The sequence below is a fragment of the Polynucleobacter sp. SHI8 genome, from assembly GCF_027944005.1.
In the GTDB taxonomy this organism is placed as follows: Bacteria; Pseudomonadota; Gammaproteobacteria; order Burkholderiales; family Burkholderiaceae; genus Polynucleobacter.
The window spans coordinates 193,242-215,147 of record NZ_AP027204.1 but is presented as its reverse complement, the minus strand read 5'-3'; the positions used below and the strand labels follow the sequence as shown (position 1 = coordinate 215,147).

At 41.2% G+C, this 21,906-nt stretch carries 18 protein-coding genes and 1 pseudogene; 7 read left to right on the top strand and 12 right to left on the bottom strand.

Annotation, left to right across the window (positions count from 1 at the left end):
- Positions 1-28: 28 nt before the first annotated feature.
- From QMN06_RS01150 to ccsA, 3 genes are all read right to left on the bottom strand, one after another.
- Positions 29-3,007 carry a ribonucleoside-diphosphate reductase subunit alpha gene (locus tag QMN06_RS01150; RefSeq protein ID WP_281970662.1) on the bottom strand — a complete coding sequence of 993 codons (2,979 nt, stop codon included), beginning with the start codon at positions 3,005-3,007 and terminating at the stop codon, positions 29-31.
- A gap of 374 nt (positions 3,008-3,381) precedes the next feature.
- Positions 3,382-4,185 carry a 1,6-anhydro-N-acetylmuramyl-L-alanine amidase AmpD gene (ampD, locus tag QMN06_RS01145; RefSeq protein ID WP_281970661.1) on the bottom strand — a complete coding sequence of 268 codons (804 nt, stop codon included), beginning with the start codon at positions 4,183-4,185 and terminating at the stop codon, positions 3,382-3,384.
- Positions 4,186-4,194: 9 nt separating this feature from the next.
- Positions 4,195-5,088 carry a cytochrome c biogenesis protein CcsA gene (gene ccsA, locus QMN06_RS01140; protein ID WP_281970660.1) on the bottom strand — a complete coding sequence of 298 codons (894 nt, stop codon included), beginning with the start codon at positions 5,086-5,088 and terminating at the stop codon, positions 4,195-4,197.
- Positions 5,089-5,108: 20 nt separating this feature from the next.
- On the opposite strand from ccsA, the gene ffh reads away from it, so the two are divergent.
- Entirely contained in the window at positions 5,109-6,503 is a 1,395-nt protein-coding gene (ffh, locus tag QMN06_RS01135) for a signal recognition particle protein (protein WP_281970659.1), read from the top strand.
- Between the two features lie 12 nt (positions 6,504-6,515).
- Here ffh and QMN06_RS01130 read toward each other — a convergent pair whose 3' ends face one another.
- Positions 6,516-8,264 (bottom strand): proline--tRNA ligase, encoded by a 1,749-nt coding sequence (locus QMN06_RS01130; RefSeq protein WP_281970658.1) that lies wholly within the window; start codon positions 8,262-8,264, stop codon positions 6,516-6,518.
- 54 nt (positions 8,265-8,318) lie between these two features.
- On the opposite strand from QMN06_RS01130, the gene QMN06_RS01125 reads away from it, so the two are divergent.
- Both QMN06_RS01125 and QMN06_RS01120 read left to right on the top strand, forming a co-directional pair.
- Positions 8,319-8,903, top strand: coding sequence for an RNA pyrophosphohydrolase (locus tag QMN06_RS01125; protein ID WP_281970657.1), 585 nt, complete (start codon positions 8,319-8,321; stop codon positions 8,901-8,903).
- A 12-nt stretch (positions 8,904-8,915) separates the two neighbouring features.
- Complete coding sequence (locus QMN06_RS01120; protein ID WP_281970656.1) at positions 8,916-9,449, top strand: CNP1-like family protein; 534 nt, start codon at positions 8,916-8,918, stop codon at positions 9,447-9,449.
- 11 nt (positions 9,450-9,460) lie between these two features.
- Here the strand turns inward: QMN06_RS01120 and proB are convergent.
- The 4 genes and pseudogenes from proB to rplU all read right to left on the bottom strand — a co-directional run.
- Positions 9,461-10,246 (bottom strand): annotated as a pseudogene (gene proB, locus QMN06_RS01115) (glutamate 5-kinase); the annotation flags it as partial.
- The gene (gene obgE / locus QMN06_RS01110) at positions 10,243-11,334 is read right to left on the bottom strand and encodes a GTPase ObgE (protein ID WP_281970655.1); all 1,092 of its coding nucleotides are present in this window, start codon (positions 11,332-11,334) and stop codon (positions 10,243-10,245) included. The gene obgE and the pseudogene proB, both read right to left, overlap by 4 nt.
- 74 nt (positions 11,335-11,408) lie before the next feature.
- Positions 11,409-11,669 (bottom strand): 50S ribosomal protein L27, encoded by a 261-nt coding sequence (rpmA, locus tag QMN06_RS01105; protein ID WP_281970654.1) that lies wholly within the window; start codon positions 11,667-11,669, stop codon positions 11,409-11,411.
- A 24-nt stretch (positions 11,670-11,693) separates the two neighbouring features.
- Positions 11,694-12,005, bottom strand: coding sequence for a 50S ribosomal protein L21 (rplU, locus tag QMN06_RS01100; RefSeq protein ID WP_281970653.1), 312 nt, complete (start codon positions 12,003-12,005; stop codon positions 11,694-11,696).
- A gap of 197 nt (positions 12,006-12,202) precedes the next feature.
- Between rplU and QMN06_RS01095 the strand changes: the two genes are divergently transcribed.
- A complete protein-coding gene (locus QMN06_RS01095) occupies positions 12,203-13,219 on the top strand; it encodes a polyprenyl synthetase family protein (protein WP_281970652.1) in 1,017 nt (338 codons plus the stop codon).
- Here the strand turns inward: QMN06_RS01095 and QMN06_RS01090 are convergent.
- Both QMN06_RS01090 and QMN06_RS01085 read right to left on the bottom strand, forming a co-directional pair.
- Positions 13,216-13,632 carry a YbaY family lipoprotein gene (locus tag QMN06_RS01090; RefSeq protein WP_281970651.1) on the bottom strand — a complete coding sequence of 139 codons (417 nt, stop codon included), beginning with the start codon at positions 13,630-13,632 and terminating at the stop codon, positions 13,216-13,218. The two genes, QMN06_RS01095 and QMN06_RS01090, sit on opposite strands and share 4 nt — an antisense overlap.
- Positions 13,629-15,218 (bottom strand): mechanosensitive ion channel domain-containing protein, encoded by a 1,590-nt coding sequence (locus tag QMN06_RS01085; RefSeq protein ID WP_281970650.1) that lies wholly within the window; start codon positions 15,216-15,218, stop codon positions 13,629-13,631. The genes QMN06_RS01090 and QMN06_RS01085 overlap by 4 nt, the downstream gene beginning before the upstream one ends.
- Positions 15,219-15,279: 61 nt before the next feature.
- On the opposite strand from QMN06_RS01085, the gene QMN06_RS01080 reads away from it, so the two are divergent.
- Complete coding sequence (locus QMN06_RS01080) at positions 15,280-17,229, top strand: acyltransferase family protein (RefSeq protein ID WP_281970649.1); 1,950 nt, start codon at positions 15,280-15,282, stop codon at positions 17,227-17,229.
- A gap of 58 nt (positions 17,230-17,287) precedes the next feature.
- On the top strand, positions 17,288-18,259 hold the full coding sequence (gene bioB, locus QMN06_RS01075; protein WP_281970648.1) for a biotin synthase BioB: 972 nt from the start codon (positions 17,288-17,290) through the stop codon (positions 18,257-18,259).
- 3 nt (positions 18,260-18,262) lie between these two features.
- Here the strand turns inward: bioB and QMN06_RS01070 are convergent, their stop codons facing one another.
- Entirely contained in the window at positions 18,263-19,255 is a 993-nt protein-coding gene (locus QMN06_RS01070; RefSeq protein WP_281970647.1) for an NAD(P)H-quinone oxidoreductase, read from the bottom strand.
- Between the two features lie 19 nt (positions 19,256-19,274).
- Entirely contained in the window at positions 19,275-20,462 is a 1,188-nt protein-coding gene (locus tag QMN06_RS01065; RefSeq protein WP_281970646.1) for a methionine aminotransferase, read from the bottom strand.
- Between the two features lie 139 nt (positions 20,463-20,601).
- Between QMN06_RS01065 and QMN06_RS01060 the strand changes: the two genes are divergently transcribed.
- Positions 20,602-21,891, top strand: coding sequence for an MFS transporter (locus QMN06_RS01060; protein ID WP_281970645.1), 1,290 nt, complete (start codon positions 20,602-20,604; stop codon positions 21,889-21,891).
- Positions 21,892-21,906 lie beyond the last annotated feature (15 nt).

The window sequence follows — 21,906 nt, the reverse complement described above, 5'->3', positions numbered from 1 at the left end:
ATTAATTACTTCGTATGTATTTCTTAAGTTACTGACAAGCTTCACATTCTTCAAATCCATCATCGCCTGGACGTAATGTACAAACTGCCCCATCTGCCTCGGCTAATGCTTGATCATGAAGTGCTGCTGCACTTGCTGCTTGTTGTTCTGCTGATTGGTTGGATACTGAATTTAATGTTCCCTTATCTACCGTCGATTTTTCAACTTGAGTTGCAGAAGTTGTCCGTAGGTAATAAGTAGTCTTTAAACCAAGTGTCCAAGCCAACTTATACGTCTCATCTAATGTCTTACCTGAAGCACCAGCCATGTAAATATTCAAAGACTGTGCCTGATCAATCCACTTCTGACGACGCGCCGCTGCTTCTACAATCCATTTTGGCGCTACTTCAAATGCTGTAGCATAGATATCTCTTAAATCTTGCGGTATACGATCAATCTTGGCTAAAGATCCATCAAAATACTTGAGATCTGCAATCATAACCTCATCCCACAAACCGCGTGCTTTCAGATCACGAACCAAATATTCATTCACTACCGTAAACTCGCCTGATAAATTAGATTTAACATATAAATTTTGGAATGTCGGTTCGATACAGGCTGAAACACCAATAATGTTCGAGATCGTTGCTGTTGGAGCGATTGCAACACAGTTGGAGTTACGCATACCGTATTGCTTAATGCTTGCGCGCAATGAAGTCCAGTCCATTTTGCTCGCATTGTTCACCGTTAAATAACCGCCACGTTCTTGGGCCAATAATTCAACAGAGTCTTGCGGCAAAATACCACGATCCCATAATGACCCTTTAAAGGTACTATAAGTTCCACGTTCTTTTGCGAGCTCATTCGATGCTTGGTAAGCGTAATAACAAACCGCTTCCATAGATGTATCAGCAAACTCAACAGCCGCATCACTCGCGTATGGGATACGTAACATGTGTAAGCAATCTTGGAAGCCCATAATGCCTAAACCAACAGGACGGTGTTTGACATTTGAGTTTTTAGCTTTAGCAACAGCGTAATAGTTGATATCAATCACGTTATCTAGCATACGCATTGCTGTGCTGATCGTTCTTTGTAACTTGGCATGATCTAAAACCAATTGACCATTGGCATCCGTCATCATGTGTGCAGTTAAGTTCACAGAACCTAAATTACAAACAGCGATTTCTTCTTCATTGGTATTCAGAGTAATCTCAGTACATAAGTTCGAAGAGTGAACAACGCCAATATGTTGTTGTGGGCTACGAATATTACATGGATCTTTAAATGTAATCCATGGGTGGCCTGTTTCGAACAGCATACCAATCATTTTGCGCCAGAGTTGCGCAGCTGGAATACGCTTAAATGGCTTGAGCTCTCCTGCATCTGCTTTTTTCTCATAAGCGACATACGCTTCTTCAAATGCACGACCAAATTTATCATGTAAGTCAGGTGTACTCGACGGAGAAAACAATGTCCATTCACCGTTTTCCATAACGCGCTTCATAAATAAGTCTGGAATCCAGTTGGCTGTATTCATATCATGCGTACGGCGACGGTCATCACCTGTGTTTTTACGCAGTTCCAAGAATTCTTCAATATCTAAATGCCAAGTTTCTAAATAGGCGCATACGGCACCCTTACGCTTACCACCTTGATTAACAGCAACTGCAGTGTCGTTCACTACTTTAAGGAACGGCACAACACCTTGTGATTTACCATTAGTGCCTTTAATGTGACTTCCAAGTGCACGAACGTTAGTCCAATCGTTACCTAATCCACCTGCAAACTTAGATAACAAGGCGTTTTCTTTGAGCGCCTCGTAAATACCATCTAAGTCATCGGCAACTGTAGTTAAGTAGCAGCTGGATAACTGTGAACGTAAACTTGCTGAATTAAACAATGTCGGTGTACTGGACATGAAGTCAAAGGTAGACAGAATTTCGTAGAATTCAATTGCGCGGTCGGTTGGCTGCTTCTCATCTAAAGATAAGCCCATTGCAACACGCATAAAGAATGCCTGCGGCATTTCAATACGCTGTTCTTCCACATGCAAGAAATAACGGTCATAGAGTGTTTGCAACCCTAGGTAATTGAATTGCAAATCGCGCTCAGCATTTAAAGCCTTGCCTAAGCGGTCAATATCAAATATTTCTAAAACACGTTTATCCAACAACTCTTCTTTTACACCACGGCGTAAAAACTTACCAAAGTATTGTGGGTACACTTGCTGCATTTCACCTTGAGCAACTTCCACGCCCAAAATATCACGGCGGATAACGTGCATCAAAATGCGGGCAGTAACTAAGCTATAGGCTGGATCTTTTTCAATTAATGTTCTTGATGAAAGAATTGCTGAATCAAACACTTGCTCGATTGGAACACCTTCATACAAATTCTTGATTGTTTCAGTCAAAATCGTTGTTGGCACAATATGGTTGCCCAAACCTTGACATGCGGCTTCTAAAATAGATTGCAAGTTGGCCATATCCAGTGGCTTAACAACACCTTTGTCAGTGACATTAATGCCTGGATGAGGAACATCAGAAACTTTAGGGGTTTGAAGTTGCGCTTGGTGACGTTCTTGATTTCTTTTATCACGGTAAAGGACGTAAGCACGAGCGACGTTATGCTCACCGCTTCTCATCAAAGCCAACTCTACTTGGTCTTGAACATCTTCAATATGAAAAGTTCCACCATTCGGACGACTACGCAACAACCCACGAACAACTACCTGCGTCAGCTGTTCAACTTGCTCACGAATTCTGGCCGAAGCCGCGCCCTGACCACCATTGACTGCTAAAAATGCCTTTGTTACGGCAATGGCGATTTTGGATGGCTCAAAGGAAACAACAATACCATTTCTACGGATAATCTTGTAGTCCGAAAGCTGTACTGGATTTGACGCTCCGACTCCTCCAGCGATAAATCCTGCTGAAGGTGCTTGGTTCGTCGCTGCATTTGGGTTGTTACTGGCTGGATAAGTGTTTACACCTACTAAATTGCCGTGGGGGTTAGCGAATGTCATAAAAGCTCCTAAATTCTCTATACTTGCAAATTGATCAATAATGCGATTTCATATTCTGTTTTGGCACTGCTTTAACTGCTTTAAATCCCCACGCTACAACTCTCGCAGGCTCATAAATAGTATGTTTTAGAGCCGCAAATTGTTTCTTGATTACACATCAGAAATCAGGAAATTATTTCCCTTAAAACACTATCTATTGTGTTTTTGCTTGCTCTAAGTACTAAGTATAGGGAATTTTTAAACTTTTTGTATATATATTTTTAGTTTTTTTATCAGGAATTCCCTAATAAATGCACACTAACCAACTAATCTCAATTTTGTCATCAAGATGACATTTTTTTGATGTTTGCGCTTACTATGAATAAAGTGCAAATTTAACGTGATTGCAATCCAAAAGGTAATTGACTCTCGGAAATTTTGGCAATTTGACTGACATATTCCCAATCAAAACTTTTTCCAGGATCCATTTTTCTGCCCGGAGAAATGTCACTATGTCCTACAAAATATTGGATGTTATATTGATTTTGTATAGCTGCAATTAGTTGACTCAACTTTAGGTATTGCTCTGACTCAAATGGCAACTCTCCAGTTCCTTCAAGTTCAATGCCGATTGAAAAATCATTGACTCTTTGACGGTCAAATAATTGCGATGCACCCGCATGCCAGGCCCGCTGGTTAGTCGAGACAAACTGTATTAACTGACCATCACGCAGAATGAGAAAATGAGACGATACTTGTAAATGCGCAATAGTTTCAAAATAAGGGTCATCATTTGGGTGAAGGCGATTGGTGAAAAAAGCTTCAATTGCACCCGTACCAAACTTACCCTCTGGTAATGAGATATGGTGGATTACCACGGTGTCAATCGGTCCACATGCTTCTGGTCGCTCATCAAAATTGGGTGATGGGACATGCTTTGCACAACCAAGCCAACCTTTGGGACTAATTTCGTTGTAATGAGGAAGGCTGCAGTAATGTCTTCTTTGATACTCAAATGACTCATGTAAAGGTAATCGAACCTTACAAAAAGAACACTCAACCATTCTAAGCATTTGAGGCTTTGGCGGGGGTGAAGATTTCTCCGAACTCTGTCTTTTAAGTTTATTTTTTTTAGGAAAGAATTTAATTGCCCAATAAACAAGGGCAAATAATAGTAAAAATTCAATAATTTTGATCATGCATTGACTTTAGAGTCGGTGAAGAATGACTTCAAGAACAAACCGGCTGCCAATATACGCCAGCAATAAAACAGAAAAGGACCCTAAAACCCATTTAGATGCTTCAGCACCTCTTAGGCCCACTCGCCAATGAGCGTGCAATAAGCCCCCAAACATAGCCCAAGATAACAAAGCAAATATGGTCTTATGGTCAATAATTAATGGTCTACCAAATAAAATTTGGCTAAAGAAAACTCCTGAAAAAACGGCAACCGTCAGCAAGCAAAACCCCATGCCGATGACATTAAACATGACTCGTTCCATAATTAATAAGGGAGGTAATTGTTCTAACAAACGAGAACCACTGCCCAAAACCAATATGCCCATCCAAGAGGACGTATCTTTTCTTTGCTTAGAACGCAAACTTCGATCTTGCATGGTCATCAATATTGCTTGAAGAGCTGCAAAAAACATGATTCCGTAGGCAATATTTGCAGTAATGAAGTGCAATTTAAAACCTGGCGAATGTACTGCCTTGGTAGAAATAATTGCCCCAGGAAATACAACGGGTAAAAAACTAAAGATGATTGCCAGACCAAGAATCAGTGGTAGCATGCCGTGCAACGTAAAAAACCATCCTTCGATCCAAAATAAAGTGATGCAGACCCATGCCATCAAAGATAAGGCTTGAGCAAAGCCAAAGACGAGTCCTTCAGGCGTAAATATATCCTGATAACACGCAACACCATGTAAGACGAGTAAAATAAGGATAAATAGCTGTATCCATAGTTGATGCTTCTTACTAGTAAGTGTGATTTCACGCTCAGCACCTTGTTGATCGTGATGAGCGACCATACGACGATTGTGAATCACAATCATCATTAAAGTAAGAAGGTATGCAATTGTTGGGTATATTAATAACATATGCTTAGTTTAATACTCTCATGCTAGAAAATCTAACAGACCGTTTAAGTCGTGTGGTAAAAACCATTCGTGGCCAAGCACGACTGACCGAAGAAAATACAGCAGAAATGCTCCGTGAAATCCGCCTAGCCCTTTTGGAGGCTGATGTTTCATTACCGGTCATTAAAGAGTTATTAGCCAATATCAAAGAAAAAGCTCTTGGTGAAGAAGTTGTTTCTAGCTTAACACCTGGACAGGCATTAGTGGGTATTGTTCGTGATGAATTGGTAAAAATCATGAATGGCGGTGCATCCAGTGATGCAATCTCCGCCGGGAAACTTAATCTAGCGACCCAACCACCTGCAGTCATTTTGATGGCAGGTCTACAAGGTGCTGGTAAAACAACTACTGTCGCGAAATTAGCCAAATGGTTAATTCGCACGCAAAAGAAAAAAGTGCTGACGGTTTCTTGTGACGTATATCGACCCGCGGCGATTGAACAGCTCAAAACAGTTACAGCCCAAGCGGGCGCAGACTGGTTTGAGAGCAATGTGAATCAAAAGCCCGTTGATATTGCATTTGCTGCTATCGATTGGGCAAAAAGACATTACTATGATGTTCTCCTTGTAGATACGGCTGGTCGTCTTGGTATCGATGCTGAAATGATGGCAGAAATCGCCGCTCTGCATGCTGCAGTCAAACCGATTGAAACTCTTTTTGTGGTTGACGCGATGCTCGGTCAAGATGCTGTCAATACCGCTAAGGCTTTCCACGCCACTTTGCCACTCACGGGTGTTGTTCTGACAAAGTTAGATGGTGACTCTAGAGGTGGTGCAGCCCTTTCAGTAAGGCAAGTCACAGGTGTGCCACTGAAGTTTGTGGGTGTTTCAGAAAAAATTGATGGTTTAGATGCCTTCGATGCTGAACGGATGGCAGGTCGCATCTTAGGTATGGGAGATATCCTTGCGTTAGTCGAAGAGGCGCAAAAAAATGTCGATCATAAAGAAGCTGAAAAGTTAGTCGCCAAAATTAAAAAAGGTGGCTTTGACTTATCTGACTTTAGAAGTCAGATAAGTCAAATGCGAAACATGGGTGGTCTGGCCAACATGATGGATAAACTTCCTGCGCAAATGGCTCAAGCCGCTGCAAAAACGGATATGAATGCCGCTGAGAAAAATATCAAACGAATGCAAGGCATCATTGACAGTATGACTCCTCAGGAGCGCGCAAAACCTGAATTATTAAAAGCGAGTCGTAAGCGCCGTATTGCCCAAGGGGCAGGTGTCCAGGTCCAAGAAGTAAATCGTATGCTCAACCAGTTTGAACAAATGCAAACTATGATGAAACAGTTTAGTGGCGGCAAAATGGCACGCATGATGGGCCAAATGGCCGCAAAAGGTATGGGTAAAGGTTTAGGTAAGGGCCTTTTTAAGTGAGGCCCCTTGTTACTAGACTCCTTTAAGCAAAGCTTGCAAACGTTCTAAAGCTTCACTGACTGGAACTTGGGTTGCAGTTGCATCTGTTCTAGCTTGCAACTCAATAAACCCTTCTTTTAAACTTCGTTCACCAACCACTACCCTAAATGGGACTCCAATGAGCTCCCAATCAGCAAACATAGCGCCAGGTCTTTCACCTCGATCGTCAATCACCACTTCAATTCCAGCTAGGCTCATTTGTTGATAGAGATCATCCGCAGTATTTTTAACGAGTTCAGACTTGTCATAGGAAACTGGACAAATCACTACTTGGAAAGGTGCTATCGATAATGGCCATACAATCCCTTTTTCATCATGGCATTGTTCAATGGCTGCGCCCAGAAGACGAGTCACGCCAATTCCATAACACCCCATAACTAGTGGTTTTGACTTACCTTGCACATCTAAAAAATTTGCCTTCATCGACTCTGAGTATTTTGTGCCCAACATAAATACATGGCCAACTTCAATACCTCGACAAATTTCTAGTATGCCTTTGCCGTCTGGTGAGATATCCCCCACGACCACATTCCGAATATCTGCAGTTTGTGCAATCGGTAAATCCCTCTCCCAATTGACACCTTTGAGGTGATATCCGGTTTCATTTGCACCGCACACCCAATCGCTCATCTGCGCAACCGTTAAATCAGCAATAATTGTTACTTGCTTCTGGACTCCAATAGGACCTAAAGAACCTGGAGCCGCTCCAAAGCCTTGCAGTATTTCTGCTTCGGTCGCCATTCTAAAATCTTGTAAACCCGCAATTTTGTTGACTTTGACCTCATTCAACTCATGGTCACCTCGCAACAATAAACAATACAACTTTGCAGCCCCAGCAATCAAAGCACCCTTATCATCGTATTGATCTGCCGCAATTGCAATTGTTTTAACAGTGTGGGTTAAGGGTAACTGCAACAGTTTTGCAACTTCTTCACATTTAGTGATATTTGGAGTCGCTACTTTTTCAAGGGCTTGCACTGGTGGTTGACGATACTCAATCACACTTAAAGCTTGCGCAGCTTCTAAATTGGCGGCGTAATCTGAAGTTGGACAATACACAATCGCATCTTCACCCGTATCTGCAATCACGTGGAACTCTTGACTACCACTACCCCCAATGGCTCCATTATCAGCTGCTACAGCTCTGTAATTGAGTCCTAGGCGCTGAAAAATTCGGTGATAGGCGTCAAACATCTTGCCATAAGACTCGCGCATCCCTGCCTCGTCCTTATCAAAGGAGTAAGCATCTTTCATAATAAATTCACGGCCACGCATCACGCCAAAGCGTGGTCTTCTTTCATCTCTAAATTTACTTTGTATTTGATATAAATTAATTGGTAATTGTTTATAACTTCTAATTTCATTACGAGCCACATCCGTGACAACTTCTTCTGAAGTTGGTTGCAAAACAAAATCACGGTCATGGCGATCTTTGATTCTTAATAACTCAGGGCCCATTTTTTGCAATCGTCCAGTCTCTCCCCATAACTCGCCAGGCTGCACAAATGGCATGAGCATTTCAATTGCACCAGCACGAGTCATTTCTTCACGAATAATCGCCTCTACTTTACGAATCACCCGTAAACCAATCGGCATGTAGTTGTAGATGCCCGCACCTATTTTACGAATCATCCCTGCACGCGTCATGAGTTGATGTGAAACAATCTCAGCGTCGGCAGGAGCCTCTTTGAGGGTCAATATAAATGTTTGTGTGGCTTTCATGGGTTCTTTATAGATATAATCAATTCATTGATTTTAAAGGATTCAAAAATTATCATGCTCGATAAAGAGGGCTATAGACCTAATGTCGGGATAATTCTTCTAAATCAGCGAAACGAAGTATTCTGGGGCAAGAGGATTGGCCAGCATTCGTGGCAGTTCCCACAAGGTGGGATTCATCATGGAGAAAACCCCAAACAAGCCATGTTTCGTGAGCTGCAGGAAGAGGTAGGATTATTACCCGAACACGTTCAAGTGATTGGACGCACGAAAGATTGGATACGTTATGACGTGCCAGAAGAATTCTTGCGTCGTCAATCTGTACAAAAATCCAGAAGAACTACCTATAAAGGCCAAAAACAAATTTGGTTTTTATTGCGAATGGTAGGAAGGGATAGCGATATTTCCTTACGTGCAACGGATCACCCTGAATTTGATGCGTGGCGCTGGAGTGCCTACTGGATCCCTCTTGATGCTGTGATCGAATTCAAGCGCGAGGTCTATTCCAAAGCCCTTTCAGAACTTGCTCGCTATTTAAGCCGAAAATCACACTTGCTGTCTTTACCTTGGGGATCTACTTTAGATTGTTATCCTCATACAATTCAAGCTTCTCCAACCATAGAAAATCACGATTTAACTTGATAAAAGCCTTTTATGACTAAAAAATGGATTCCGGTAATTTTTCTCATTGGAGGATTGCTATGCAATTCTCTGTCAATGGCGCAATCACGCATCTTTGGGGACTTAGAAGATTTAGACAAAAATAAAGGGGCTCAAGAGGGGAAGCTTGTGATGCCGATAGGTCCACCTCAAAAAAATAATCTATTTCCATTTACTCCTTCAGCAAACAGTAAGACATTGCAATTTTATGTGGATAAAAAAAATATCACAATTTTTAAGGATGAAGTTCGTTATACGGTGGTGATTCAAAGCCCCGAGGGTGCCGAACAAATATTATTTTCTGGCATTGATTGCAAACAATTTCTCAAGATAACCTATGCAAGATATGACAACAATACTTGGGTTGAAGCCAAAGACCAAGAATGGAAGCCAATTCCCAATTTAGGATATAACAATTACCAAGCTTATTTGGGTCGCAGGGCTCTTTGTGCTGGTGATTCAGCTAACTCTAGTATTGCTGATATTAATCGCAGACTTCAAGACGTTAGTATCGACACTCTTTTTTAGACTAAGGCTGTCGCGATAAGTTGAGTGCCAATCATTTCACCTTGAGCCAAGCGTAGAAGAACATTTGGCTCATGCCCAGAGGCAATAATCGTATGACAATGCTGCCTAGCGACCATTTTCGCAGCCAATACTTTTGTCAACATGCCGCCTTTACCTAAGGAACTTCCTGCTCCTCCAGCAATTAATTCCAACTCTGGCTCGCCCGCTTTTGTTTCTTTTATCAATGTTGCAGCTTCATTTTTACGTGGATCATCGGTATACAAACCATCTTGATCGGTCAAAATAATTAATAAATCTGCATGAAGTAAATTACATACTAATGCGGCTAATGTATCGTTATCGCCAAATTTGATTTCATCTGTAACAACCGTATCATTCTCATTAATAATCGCCACAACACCTAACTTCAAGAGGTTATCTAAGGTTGCTTTCGCATTATCGTACCGCTCTTGATTGGCCAAATCTGCATTGGTTAATAACACCTGAGCAGTATGTATATTGTGTTCCATGAACGCTGTCTCATACACTTGCACAAGGCCCATTTGTCCCACTGCTGCTGCTGCTTGAAGGTCATGGATTTCTTCTGGACGAACTTTCCAACCTAAGCGTTGCATGCCTTCTGCAATGGCTCCTGAACTCACCATCAATACTTCTTTACCCGCTTCTTGAAGCTTTGCTACTTGTGCTGCCCAACGATGAATTGCGGCTTTATCTAAGCCTTCCCCATGGTTGGTCACTAATGTGGAACCAACCTTAATCACAATTCGTTTAGCATCTTTACATACGGATACAGTCATGTTGATTCTTTTCCTTGCTGATCATCAAGTTTAAAACGTACATCTGCGTCATATTCTTCTTGAGCATCTACTCTCGCTTTTTGCTCATCTAAATACGTTTGAATGGCAAAGCATAATTCTTTACACCCCTGCCCAGTAAGCCCTGAAATCTCAAAGACAGGGCCTTTCCATTTAAATTTCTTAATAAATTCTTTGACGCGCTTGACCCGAACAGGCTCTTCAAGCATATCCACTTTATTTAAAACCAACCAACGTGGTTTATCGTAAAGCGCTTGGTCGTATTTGAGAAGTTCTTGCACAATTCCTTTTGCTTGACCAACGATGTCAATCTCATCGTCAAATGGTGCTAGATCTACCAAATGCAAAATAATCCCAGTACGTTGCAAGTGTCTTAAAAACCGATGGCCAAGTCCTGCACCTTCGGCAGCACCCTCAATCAATCCTGGAATATCAGCGATAACAAAACTTTTTTCTGGTCCAACACGTACTACCCCTAAATTTGGGTGTAAGGTTGTAAATGGATAATCTGCTATTTTGGGTCTTGCATTAGAGACCGCGGTGATAAAGGTTGATTTCCCAGCATTAGGTAATCCTAATAAACCTATATCTGCTAATACTTTTAACTCAAGCTTTAATTTATGACGATCACCAGGCTTACCACTGGTCTTCTGTCTTGGCGCTCGATTCGTACTACTTTTAAAGTGGATATTACCCCATCCACCCTCGCCACCTTTGGCAAGTAATATGCGTTCGCCATGCATGGTCAAATCTGCGATGCGCTCACCCGTGTCCATATCATCAATAATGGTTCCTACCGGAAAACGTAATTCAATATCATCGCCTGCTTTACCATAACAATCAGCACCTCTTCCTGCTTCACCATTTTTAGCTAAATGGGTTTTAGCATAGCGATAGTCAATCAAGGTATTAATGTTTCTGTCAGCAACGGCCCATACTGAGCCACCTCGACCTCCATCACCGCCATCAGGGCCGCCAAACTCAATGAATTTTTCACGGCGCATCGACGCACTTCCAGAACCGCCATTGCCGGCGATGACTTCAATACGGGCTTCGTCTATAAATTTCATTTAAGGTCCCAATAAAAAAGGCCTCGCAAAGAGGCGAGGCCTTGATCTGAATTGCTTTGTTCAGTCAGGCTATATTACGCTTGCGGGAGAACAGAAACAACTGATTTCTTTAAAATACCTTTAATTGTGAACTCAACATGTCCATCAACTAAAGCATATAAAGTATGGTCCTTACCCAAACCTACGTTTGCACCTGGATGCACACGTGTACCGCGCTGGCGAATAATAATGCCACCAGCGTTAATGGCTTGACCACCATACACTTTTACGCCTAAACGTTTTGATTCTGAATCACGGCCGTTTCTTGTTGAACCGCCGCCTTTTTTCTGTGCCATAAGTGACTCCTGTTATGCCTTCAATTAAGCCAAAATGTTGTTAATCAAGATTTCTGTGAAATTTTGGCGATGCCCTTGACGCTTTTGATAATGCTTACGTCTGCGCATTTTAAAAATCTTCACTTTGTCATGACGACCCTGGGCGATAACAGTGGCAGTTACAGAAGCACCAACAACCAAAGGCTCACCAAACTTGAGTGAGTCACCAGCCCCAACGGCTAGTACTTGGTCGATCGTGATTTCACTACCAATATCCGCAGGTATCTGTTCTATTTTCAATTTTTCACCAGAAGCAACTTTGTATTGCTTGCCACCGGTTTTTATGACCGCGTACATATAAATCCTCTCGAAAGGGTTAATTCCCTAATAAATTGGGAAGCCTCAAATTATATCCCGACTAAACCCAATGTGTCAAAGGCTAAAATGTCATTCAAACTGTTTGATTTACTCAGAATTTTTAAAATTCACTTAAAATAGTCATATAGACTGAATAAAAAATTGTAAGTTGTTAATTTTTAAGAAAAATTTTATAAATGAGCTTAAGTGCTGACGCAGTACAACCCGTTGTAAGTCTCTCTTCAATTCTGCATCCTATTGATGCCGATATGAAAGAACTTGACCGAGTTATTAAAACTAGCCTCAGCTCAGATGTTGCTCTAATTAATCAAATCTCTCAATATTTAATTGAAGCTGGTGGAAAACGTATTCGTCCAGCCTTGTTATTTTTAATCTCAAATGCGCTGAGTAATCAAAAAACTGTTGCGCATCGGCATGAAATTGCCGCTGTTTTAGAGTTCATTCATACAGCAACATTGCTGCATGATGACGTGGTAGATGAATCGGATTTACGACGCGGTCGCAAAACTGCAAATGCGGTTTTTGGTAATGCCGCTAGTGTCTTAGTGGGCGATTTCCTTTATTCAAGGGCTTTTCAAATGATGGTTGTGCATGGTGAGCTCAAGATTATGGAGATTTTAGCGAATGCGACCAATGTCATTGCTGAAGGTGAAGTGCTTCAACTACTCAACTTAAATGACCCTTTAGTCACTGAAGATCGTTATTACAAAGTCATTCTTTATAAAACAGCCAAGTTATTTGAAGCATCTGCAGAGCTTGGTGCAGTATTAGCCAAGGCCAATGTCTCGCAAACTTCTGCGGCAGCTGAGTTTGGTCAACACATTGGGGTTGTTTTTCAGTTGGTCGATGACTGGTTGGATTATGCTGCTCAATCCGCAGTTCTTGGAAAAAATGCTGGAGATGATTTACGTGAAGGTAAACCAACGCTACCACTCATTTATCTTCTCAATGAAGGTACAACCTCCCAAAAAGAAATGGCTGCAAGAGCGATTGAACAAATCGAAGACTGTGATGATGATTTTTTTAATGATGTGCTTCAAGCAGTCAAAGCAAGTGGCGCTTTAGAGTACACCATATCTCAGGCACATGTAAAAGCTGAGCAAGCTAAAGCTTGTCTTACGCACTTCCCAGATAATGCCAATACACAAGCTTTGTATCAAATCTGTGACTATTCATTATTACGCTCTTTTTAGCGCGCATTCACTTTTTTTAACACCATCTCAACTGTATTCGGTCGTCCTCGTGTGATGACTTGATACGATTGATCATTGATAAACAATAACTGACCGTCATTCGTGATACGTGCCATCACAGCAAAGGTATGGTTAGTCATGATTTTTTTTGGGTCATAGTTCAATTCAAATTGAATGGGCACCTGTCCCGCAGGGTTAATTCTTTTCTCCGCAATGGCTTGGTAAGGTGCGTCCGCAAGGGATACATCTGCTAAAACAATTTCTAGTTGCGATCCTGGTGGCAACGCAATACGCTCTAGGTAGGTTACAGATCCTTGAATTTTATCTTGCTGATTCATGGCTCCACAGCCGAGGATGTTAAAAATGGCAAAAACCCCAACGATCCAAATTGGGTGACGATATTTTATGATCATGATGATTTCGTTGGGGCAAGAACCGGGTGATTAGGCTGTGACATAAAGTGAGGTGACATAATTTGTATACCCGCTTGATTAAATTCGTCTTGAATTTTTTGATGTAACTCAGACAAAATTTTAATTTGAATTTGTGGAAACTCTGTGTGAAAAAATAATTGATATTCCACATAAAAATCACTAAGTGCTCTTTGGAAAACATATGGAGATGGCGTAGTTTGGATTTGATTGGTCGACAAAGCTGCCCTAATCAGCATTTCATGTACAGTTCTCCAGGGCGCATCATACCCAATGGTGACTGTTGTAGAAATTAATGAGCCCGTAGCGTCATTTAATCGCGTAAAGTTCTCAATCGAGTTAGAAATAATGACGGAATTGGGTATCGTGGTTTCTATCTTATTTTGTGTCTGAATTTTAGTTGCCAATCCACCGATTTCAGTAACGACGCCTTTAACTCCATTCACTTGAATGAAATCTCCTACTCTTAAAGCTCTTGAATAAACCACAACTAAACCACTCATCAGCTGTGTAACGAGTCCAGTCGAGCCTAATGAAATAATGACGCCCAATAAAACGGAAAGGCCCTTAAATGCTTCGCTATTAGATCCTGGTATAAAGGGATAAATAATTGCGATACAAAGCCCCCAAACAATAACCGTAGTAATTCTTTGTGTTGCGCTTACTGTTTCAAAATGTAAAAAAGGGATTTTTAATTGCCCAGATTGAACTCTTCGAAAAAATACTTTTAATAAATCTAATAAAGATCGAGTAATAAATACCACGATAAAAATCGTTATTAAATTTGGTATAGCAGTTAACATCGAATCTACGATCCATCGCAAAGTATCACCCACGTGCATACCCAACTTATGTCCGAGTGGGTAGGTCAGTGGAAAGCGACTAAGGCAAAAGGTAATCCAAACATATAAAAATAGTAATATGAGTAACCAACTAATGACTTGAGTCAGTCTTGCGCCAAACAGGAAAAAATACTCACTCCAATGAGTACCATCATTGCGAGTAGAAATTTCTCGACATTTAACCAATAAATAATGCCCTAACCAATTAAGCGCTCTTTTAAGAATAACGATGGCAGCAATTAATGCAATCGTTGCCAATAAGGCCATGAGGGATTCATGGATTAAAAATGAAATTTTGCCTTGTTGATATCTGGCATTTTTTAGCTCATCTAAAATTTGAGTGGTTTCTTTGACTAATTCAGCCATTTGTTGATTGGACTCGGGATCTAGATCTTTTTCAATCAAGGAAAAAAGGTGCCGATTCCCCAATTGAAACTGAAAGCCCTTTTCTCCCGCCAGCGTAAAAGGTACCGCACGAATATCTTCGCTGAGCTCAACTGTCTCAATTTGACGAATCCTCTTGAGGGCATTTTCTACTCGAATAGCCGGTGTTGCGCCGTTTAAATTGGCGCGGAAAATGGCCAGGTCGCGGTTCATCACGGTTAGGATTTCTGGGCGTACCTCCTCATTCACTTTTGTTGCAGCAACAACTCCTTGTTGAGCAAAGATGTTCGTAACAAAGATGAACGCAAGAAATAACCACTGGACTCGGCGTTGAATGTACATTTTTTTATCTCTTTTAATTTTTAATGAGAAAATTCAATTTACTTCATTTTGCCTAATTTTGATGACGAATCCTAAATACCGACCAGAAATTGACGGCTTAAGAGCAATTGCGGTTATTTCTGTACTGGTTTTCCATAGCTTTGCTGATATCTTGCCAGGTGGATTTGTTGGGGTAGATATCTTCTTTGTTATTTCAGGATATTTAATCACACAAATTATTTTTCAAGAATTACAGATAGGTAATTTTTCTCTTTGGAGTTTTTATCAACGGCGTATCCGTCGAATTTTTCCCGCTCTTTTACTTGTTTTTTTGACTTGTACGATTCTTGGATGGGTCATTCTCACACCATTTGAATATGAGTTATATGGCACACACATGTTGGCTGGGGCGGGATTTGTGCCTAATATCATTTTTTGGAGAGAAGCTGGTTACTTTGATAAAGAAGCCATTACCAAACCACTCCTTCATTTATGGTCGCTGGGAGTTGAGGAACAATTCTATTTCGCTTGGCCACTCATCTTGGGTATTGCATGGAAATTTTGTAAGCCCCATCGTCAGTCTGTTTTTAACATTGTGGTGGTTTTAGTTTTCATTTCCTTGGTTTGGAGTGGTTACCAAATTGGCCATCATCCCGTTGCTAACTTTTACTCACCACTCTCTCGTTTTTGGGAGTTGGCTTTAGGTGGCTCTATCGCTATTTGGATCTCACGTCCTGAATATGTGAAACTTGAATCTCAATGGTTGGGGCTCATGGGCTTTGGCCTAATCGCCTTTGCACTATTTGGCTTCGATTCAAATACGCCATTTCCTGGCTTATGGGCTCTGATACCTTGTCTTGGAGCAGGGCTTATTCTCTTGGCAAATATCAAGTCTAGTCCCTTGAACTTGGTATTAAATCATCCTGCGATGGTTTTTATCGGCTTGATCAGTTACCCACTTTACTTATGGCATTGGCCTTTACTTTCTTTTGCCAGAATTTTAGAAGGTCAAACGATATCCGATATGCAAAAGCTGGTTTTATTGGGCTTGTCCGGAGTGCTCGCTTGGCTTACTTTTCAAATCGTTGAAAAACCCATTCGTGCTTCTCGTTCACCTAAAACCGCTGTTGTTTTATTGCTTTGTATGTTACTAGCGCTGAGTTTTGGTGTCGTTCTACGTAAAAAAGATGGTTTTAAACATCGACACGAACATGTTTTAAGCGCTAATCCAAATACGATGGTGGTGGGCGAGTTCAGAAACGAGATGCTTCGTCCTTGTGAACTATCTCTGCCCATATCCCCAGATCTAGATTGTTTTGCTGATAAACGAGAGCCTATCAAATTTGCCATATTAGGAGATAGTAAAGCTGAGGCGCTATATTACGGCCTCACTAGTGTTTCTTCTGAAAAGGGACACTGGTTGTTAGTGGACGGGATTCATCCAACACCTATTGGTGCTGGGGCTGATCCCCGTATTCAACAAGTATTTGAATCGGTAAGTAAAACACCTCATATTGAAGTGGTTGCTATTGCAAATACCGTCTCCAGCCTGTTCCCTCTGGATAAACATACTGGCCTCATTACCTCTGAATCTCCTGATCCATTTTCGCAACTGGATATTTGGAGTAAACAAATAACCGCCCTAGAAAATGCGGGCAAAAAAGTCATCGTCATTATTGATAACCCCACCTTCCCTGATCCCACAAGCTGTATTGAGGGAGGTTTAACATCTTCTTCTTTTTTCAATCAAGTGTTCACCCGAAGAGCAAACCCTTATTGCTCGATTGCTTATGATCAATTTTTAAATGGCATGCAACCTTATAAGGAATGGTTAAAATCTCTTCAAAAGCTTCACCCTAACTTAATTATTTTTGATACAAGTCCCTATTTATGCGATGTCAAAAATAATATGTGTACGATTACAGAAGGGTCTAACTTTATCTATAGCTATAGCAATCATATTTCTGATTACGCGGCAAAAAAAATCGGAGTTGCATTAACCCCGATTGTCGATAATCTTCTAAAAAAATAAATCTTAGCCACATGCATCATCTTTCGTAAAATTGAATAAAATTGTTTACACTGTACCTATGACTACTACTTCTACACCTTGGTCGATTGCGCAAGTCGAAGCTTTATATGATTTACCTTTTCAGGTATTAATGACTAAAGCCGCAGATGTGCATCGAACATACTTTCCTGATGGCGATGTTGAACTTGCAACGCTTCTATCTATCAAAACAGGTGGTTGTCCTGAAGACTGCTCCTATTGCCCACAAGCAGCCCGATATCACACCGGTGTTGAAGCTACCAAGTTAATGGATATTGATGAGGTATTAGAGGCTGCAAGAGCTGCCAAAGCAGCTGGTTCTAATCGTTTCTGCATGGGCGCAGCTTGGCGCGAACCAAAGGACCGAGATATTGAAAAAGTTGCGGTCATGATTCGGGAGGTAAAAGCACTTGGTTTAGAAACATGTGCAACGCTTGGAATGTTAGAGGCAACTCAAGCTCATGCCCTCAAAGAAGCTGGCTTGGATTTTTATAACCATAATCTTGATACTAGTGAAGATTTTTATGGCAGCGTAATACAAACTCGTGAATATCAAGATCGTATCAATACCTTAGGTCATGTGCGAGAAAGTGGCATGTCGGTTTGTTGTGGGGGTATTATTGGCATGGGCGAATCTCGTCGTCAACGCGCCTCACTAATTGCGCGACTGGCGAATCTTTCCCCCTATCCAGAGTCTGTGCCCATTAATCACTTAGTTCCGATGCCAGGCACTCCTCTGGAAAATCAACCGCCACTTGACCCACTTGAATTTGTTAGGACAATTGCCGTTGCCCGTATCACGATGCCAACAGCACGAGTACGTCTTTCTGCAGGGCGACAAGAACTTGGTAAAGCCGTTCAAGCCATGTGTTTTATGGCTGGAGCTAATTCAATTTTTTATGGCGATAAACTCCTGACAACCAATAATCCTGAAGCTGCTGCGGATCGCGCTCTTTTACAAGAGCTTGGACTAAAAACTAAAGTGAATCAAACGGCTGAAATCGCTGTCTAAAGTCTAGATTACCTGCAGCATGATTTTGCCAATATGTGCACTGCTTTCCATACGTTCGTGTGCTTTAACCACTTCATCCAAGGGATGAACGGAATCTATGACTGGTAAGCACTTTCCATTTTCGAGTAGGGGCCACACATTTTTTTGCAAAGCTTGGGCAATGTGCGCTTTTTGTAAATCACTTCTTGGTCGTAATGTGGCACCTGTATAAGTGAGCCTTTTGCGCATAATGGCTTGAACATCAAGAGATGCTTTACTTCCTTCAAGAAAAGCTACTTGTAATAGCCTCCCATCGATTGCCAAGGAATTGAGATTCCGTTGAATATAAGACCCACCAACCATATCTAAGATGACATTCACGCCCTTTTTGTTCGTCAACTCAAGGACCCGTTCAACAAAATCCTCTTCTTTGTAATTAAACACTGCATCAGCGCCTAATTGTTTGCAGGCTTTCATTTTTTCTGCATTACCTACGGTCGCATAAACGCTTGCACCAAACTGCTTGGCCAATTGAATAGCGGTAATTCCAATACCACTAGAACCTCCATGAATCAGAATACTTTCGCCTGCTTGAAGGTGCCCCATGTCGAATAAGTTAGACCAAACAGTAAAATAATTTTCTGGGATGGCTGCTGCTTGCAGCATGGACAACCCTTTGGGTATAGGTAAACAACTCCCCGCATCTGTGACGCAGAACTCTGCATAGGATCCGCCAGGTGTTAAAGCACAGACTTGATCACCTACTTTCAAATGAGTAACGTCTTTACCAACAGAGACAACTTCTCCAGCAACTTCTAGGCCTAAGTATGGGGAGGCACCTGGAGGAGGTGGGTATGACCCAGAGCGTTGAAACACATCCGGACGATTGATTCCAACTACGTGCGACTTAATTAAAATTTGGTGATCACTTGGATGAGGAATCTCTAATTCCTCAATCCTCATGACTTGAGCTGGTCCACCACTTCCATGAGTTACTACACGCATTGTTTTATTCATTCGTATTCTCAGTTATTTTCTAAAGTCTTTGAAGTTGTTTAATCGCTGCTTGAAGGGTTGGTTCATTTTTAGCAAAACAAAAACGAATCATCTTCTCATCATGCGATTTACCATAAAAAGCGGATACAGGAATTGCGGCGACTTTCATCTCTGTTGTTAGCCATTTGCAAAAATCTGTTTCATTAAGCTTCGCTTCAGGCACCTTTAACTGTGAATAATCAACGCACTGAAAATAGGTGCCTTGTGATGGCAATAAAGCAAAATCAGTGTTTTTTAATCCCGCCCGAAAATAATCTCTTTTGTTTTGATAGAACTCGGGTAAATCTAAATATGGTTGAGGATTTTCCATATATGCGGCTATGCCATATTGCATTGGCGTGTTTACTGTAAAAACATTAAATTGATGCACTTTTCTGAATTCAGTCATTAAATCATGTGGGGCGCACACATATCCCACCTTCCATCCGGTTACATGAAATGTTTTACCAAAACTAGAAATTAAAAAGCTACGCTTTGCCAGTTCAGGATGTCTAGCAACGCTTTGATGCAAGGCTCCATCAAAGACCATATGTTCATATACTTCATCACTACAAATTAAAGCATCGGTGGGTCTTACCAAATCGGCTAAGCGATCCAAGTCTTTTGCTTGCCAAACCATCCCAGTAGGATTATGTGGTGAGTTGATCATGATTAAACGCGTCTTCGAACTAATCGATTGAGCGAGTTCATCCCAGGGTAATGCATAAGACTCTATGATGCCTTGATCATTTCTGATGGGTTTCATCTGGAGTGCAATGGTTTTACCGCCCGCCATATCAATCGACGGTACATATGAATCGTAAACCGGCTCGATCACAATCACTTCCTCATTGGGGCGAACAACTGCAAGGATGACGGTCAAAATAGCTTGAGTAGCGCCAGCGGTAATTGTGATTTCTTGTAAGGGGTCGTATTTTTTGCCGTATAAACTCTCTACCTTTTCTGACACTTTTTGTCGAAGTGGCACAATACCTGCCATTGGAGGGTATTGATTCTGATCCTTTTTCATGGCTTGATGAACCGCATCAATAAGTTGTGGGTCACAAGAAAAGTCTGGAAACCCTTGTCCTAAATTAATGGCCTGATGCTCCGTTGCTAAGGCAGACATCACCGTAAAAATAGTCGTGCCTATTTGAGGAAATTTTGTATTCAATCGTGTTTGAGACATAACTAATTTAAAAATGAAATTTTTCAAAAATTGATAAAAACATTATGCTCGATTTAGCGTCGTTATAATGATTATTAACTCATAAGGTGCAATATATTAAGAAAACAGAACACGCCTATCCATCCAATATTCTATATTCATGAACCTACCATCGCCGAACCATTCACTATATCCGCTTCAAGGTAGGATTGCACTGCGTGTGTTTTTTTGTTTTGCTTTTGCTTACCTCTTATCTTATGGTCTGCGTACGATTAATGCGGTAATCGCACCTAGTTTAATTGCAGATTTAGGGATTAGTAACTCAACCCTTGGCGCCTTATCTGCAGCCTACTTTATTGGCTTTTTTGTGATGCAAATACCTCTTGGTCATTGGCTTGACCAATACGGCTCAAGAAAGTCTGAAAGTTTCATGATGCTGTTTGGTGTACTGGGTGCATCTTGCTTTGCAATGGCTGACAATGTGGCTTATTTGACGATTGGCAGAGGCCTCATTGGTGTGGGTGTTTCAGCTTGTTTAATGAGTGCTCTTACTTTTTACAAGCGCTGGTTTAAACCTGAACAACAAGCAACTTTAGCGTCGGCTATGCTTATGTTTGGCACCGCGGGAGCCATATTAATGACTATTCCAGTCGAAATGGCTTTACCCGTAATTGGTTGGCGTGGTGTTTTTTGGGTCATGGTAGGCTTTCTTATACTGGCTATATTATGTATCCGCTATGGCATACCAAAATCTACAGATCCTCTTCCAGTTACCAAGAATCATAACGAAAAGGGTACTTTTGGATGGATTAAAGGATATGTCCCTATTCTGAAAAGTGGTTATTTTTTACAAGTACTGCCGATGGGTCTTTTTAACCAAGGTGGATTTCATGCGATTCAAACCTTATGGTTAGGAGCTTGGTTTAAAGACATCGTGATGCTCCCTAGTCATGAAGTAGCAAATCATCTTTTTATATTTAATCTGGTGATTCTTGCTAGTTATGCGGCTAACTTATTTATTCCACGTCTACTCAATAAAAAAGGCATTTCTACCTTTCGCTACGCCAGTGTTGTGAGTGGTTTTGCCATCATTAGCCAAATACTATCCTTATATCTTCCACCTCATTATTCAAGTATCTGTTTATTTCTATTTGGACTATGCTCCACATCTTTTATTTTGGCTCAATCACAATTTAATCAATTTTTCCCCAATTCAATTAGTGGTAAAGCAAGCACTTCATTTAATATGCTGATTTTTGCTGGGGCTTTTATTATTCAATGGGGTATCGGTCTTCTGATGGATTACTTCATTGGTCTTGGAATTCTTCCGCCTGCAGCACTTAAATTCTCTTTGCTAATTTTATTGGCCATCCAAATCGCCTCATACATCTGGTTGTGGGTAGCCCCATATGTTTTAGATAAGTCACGATTCCAAGTTACTTCTCACTAGTTAACTCAATGATGT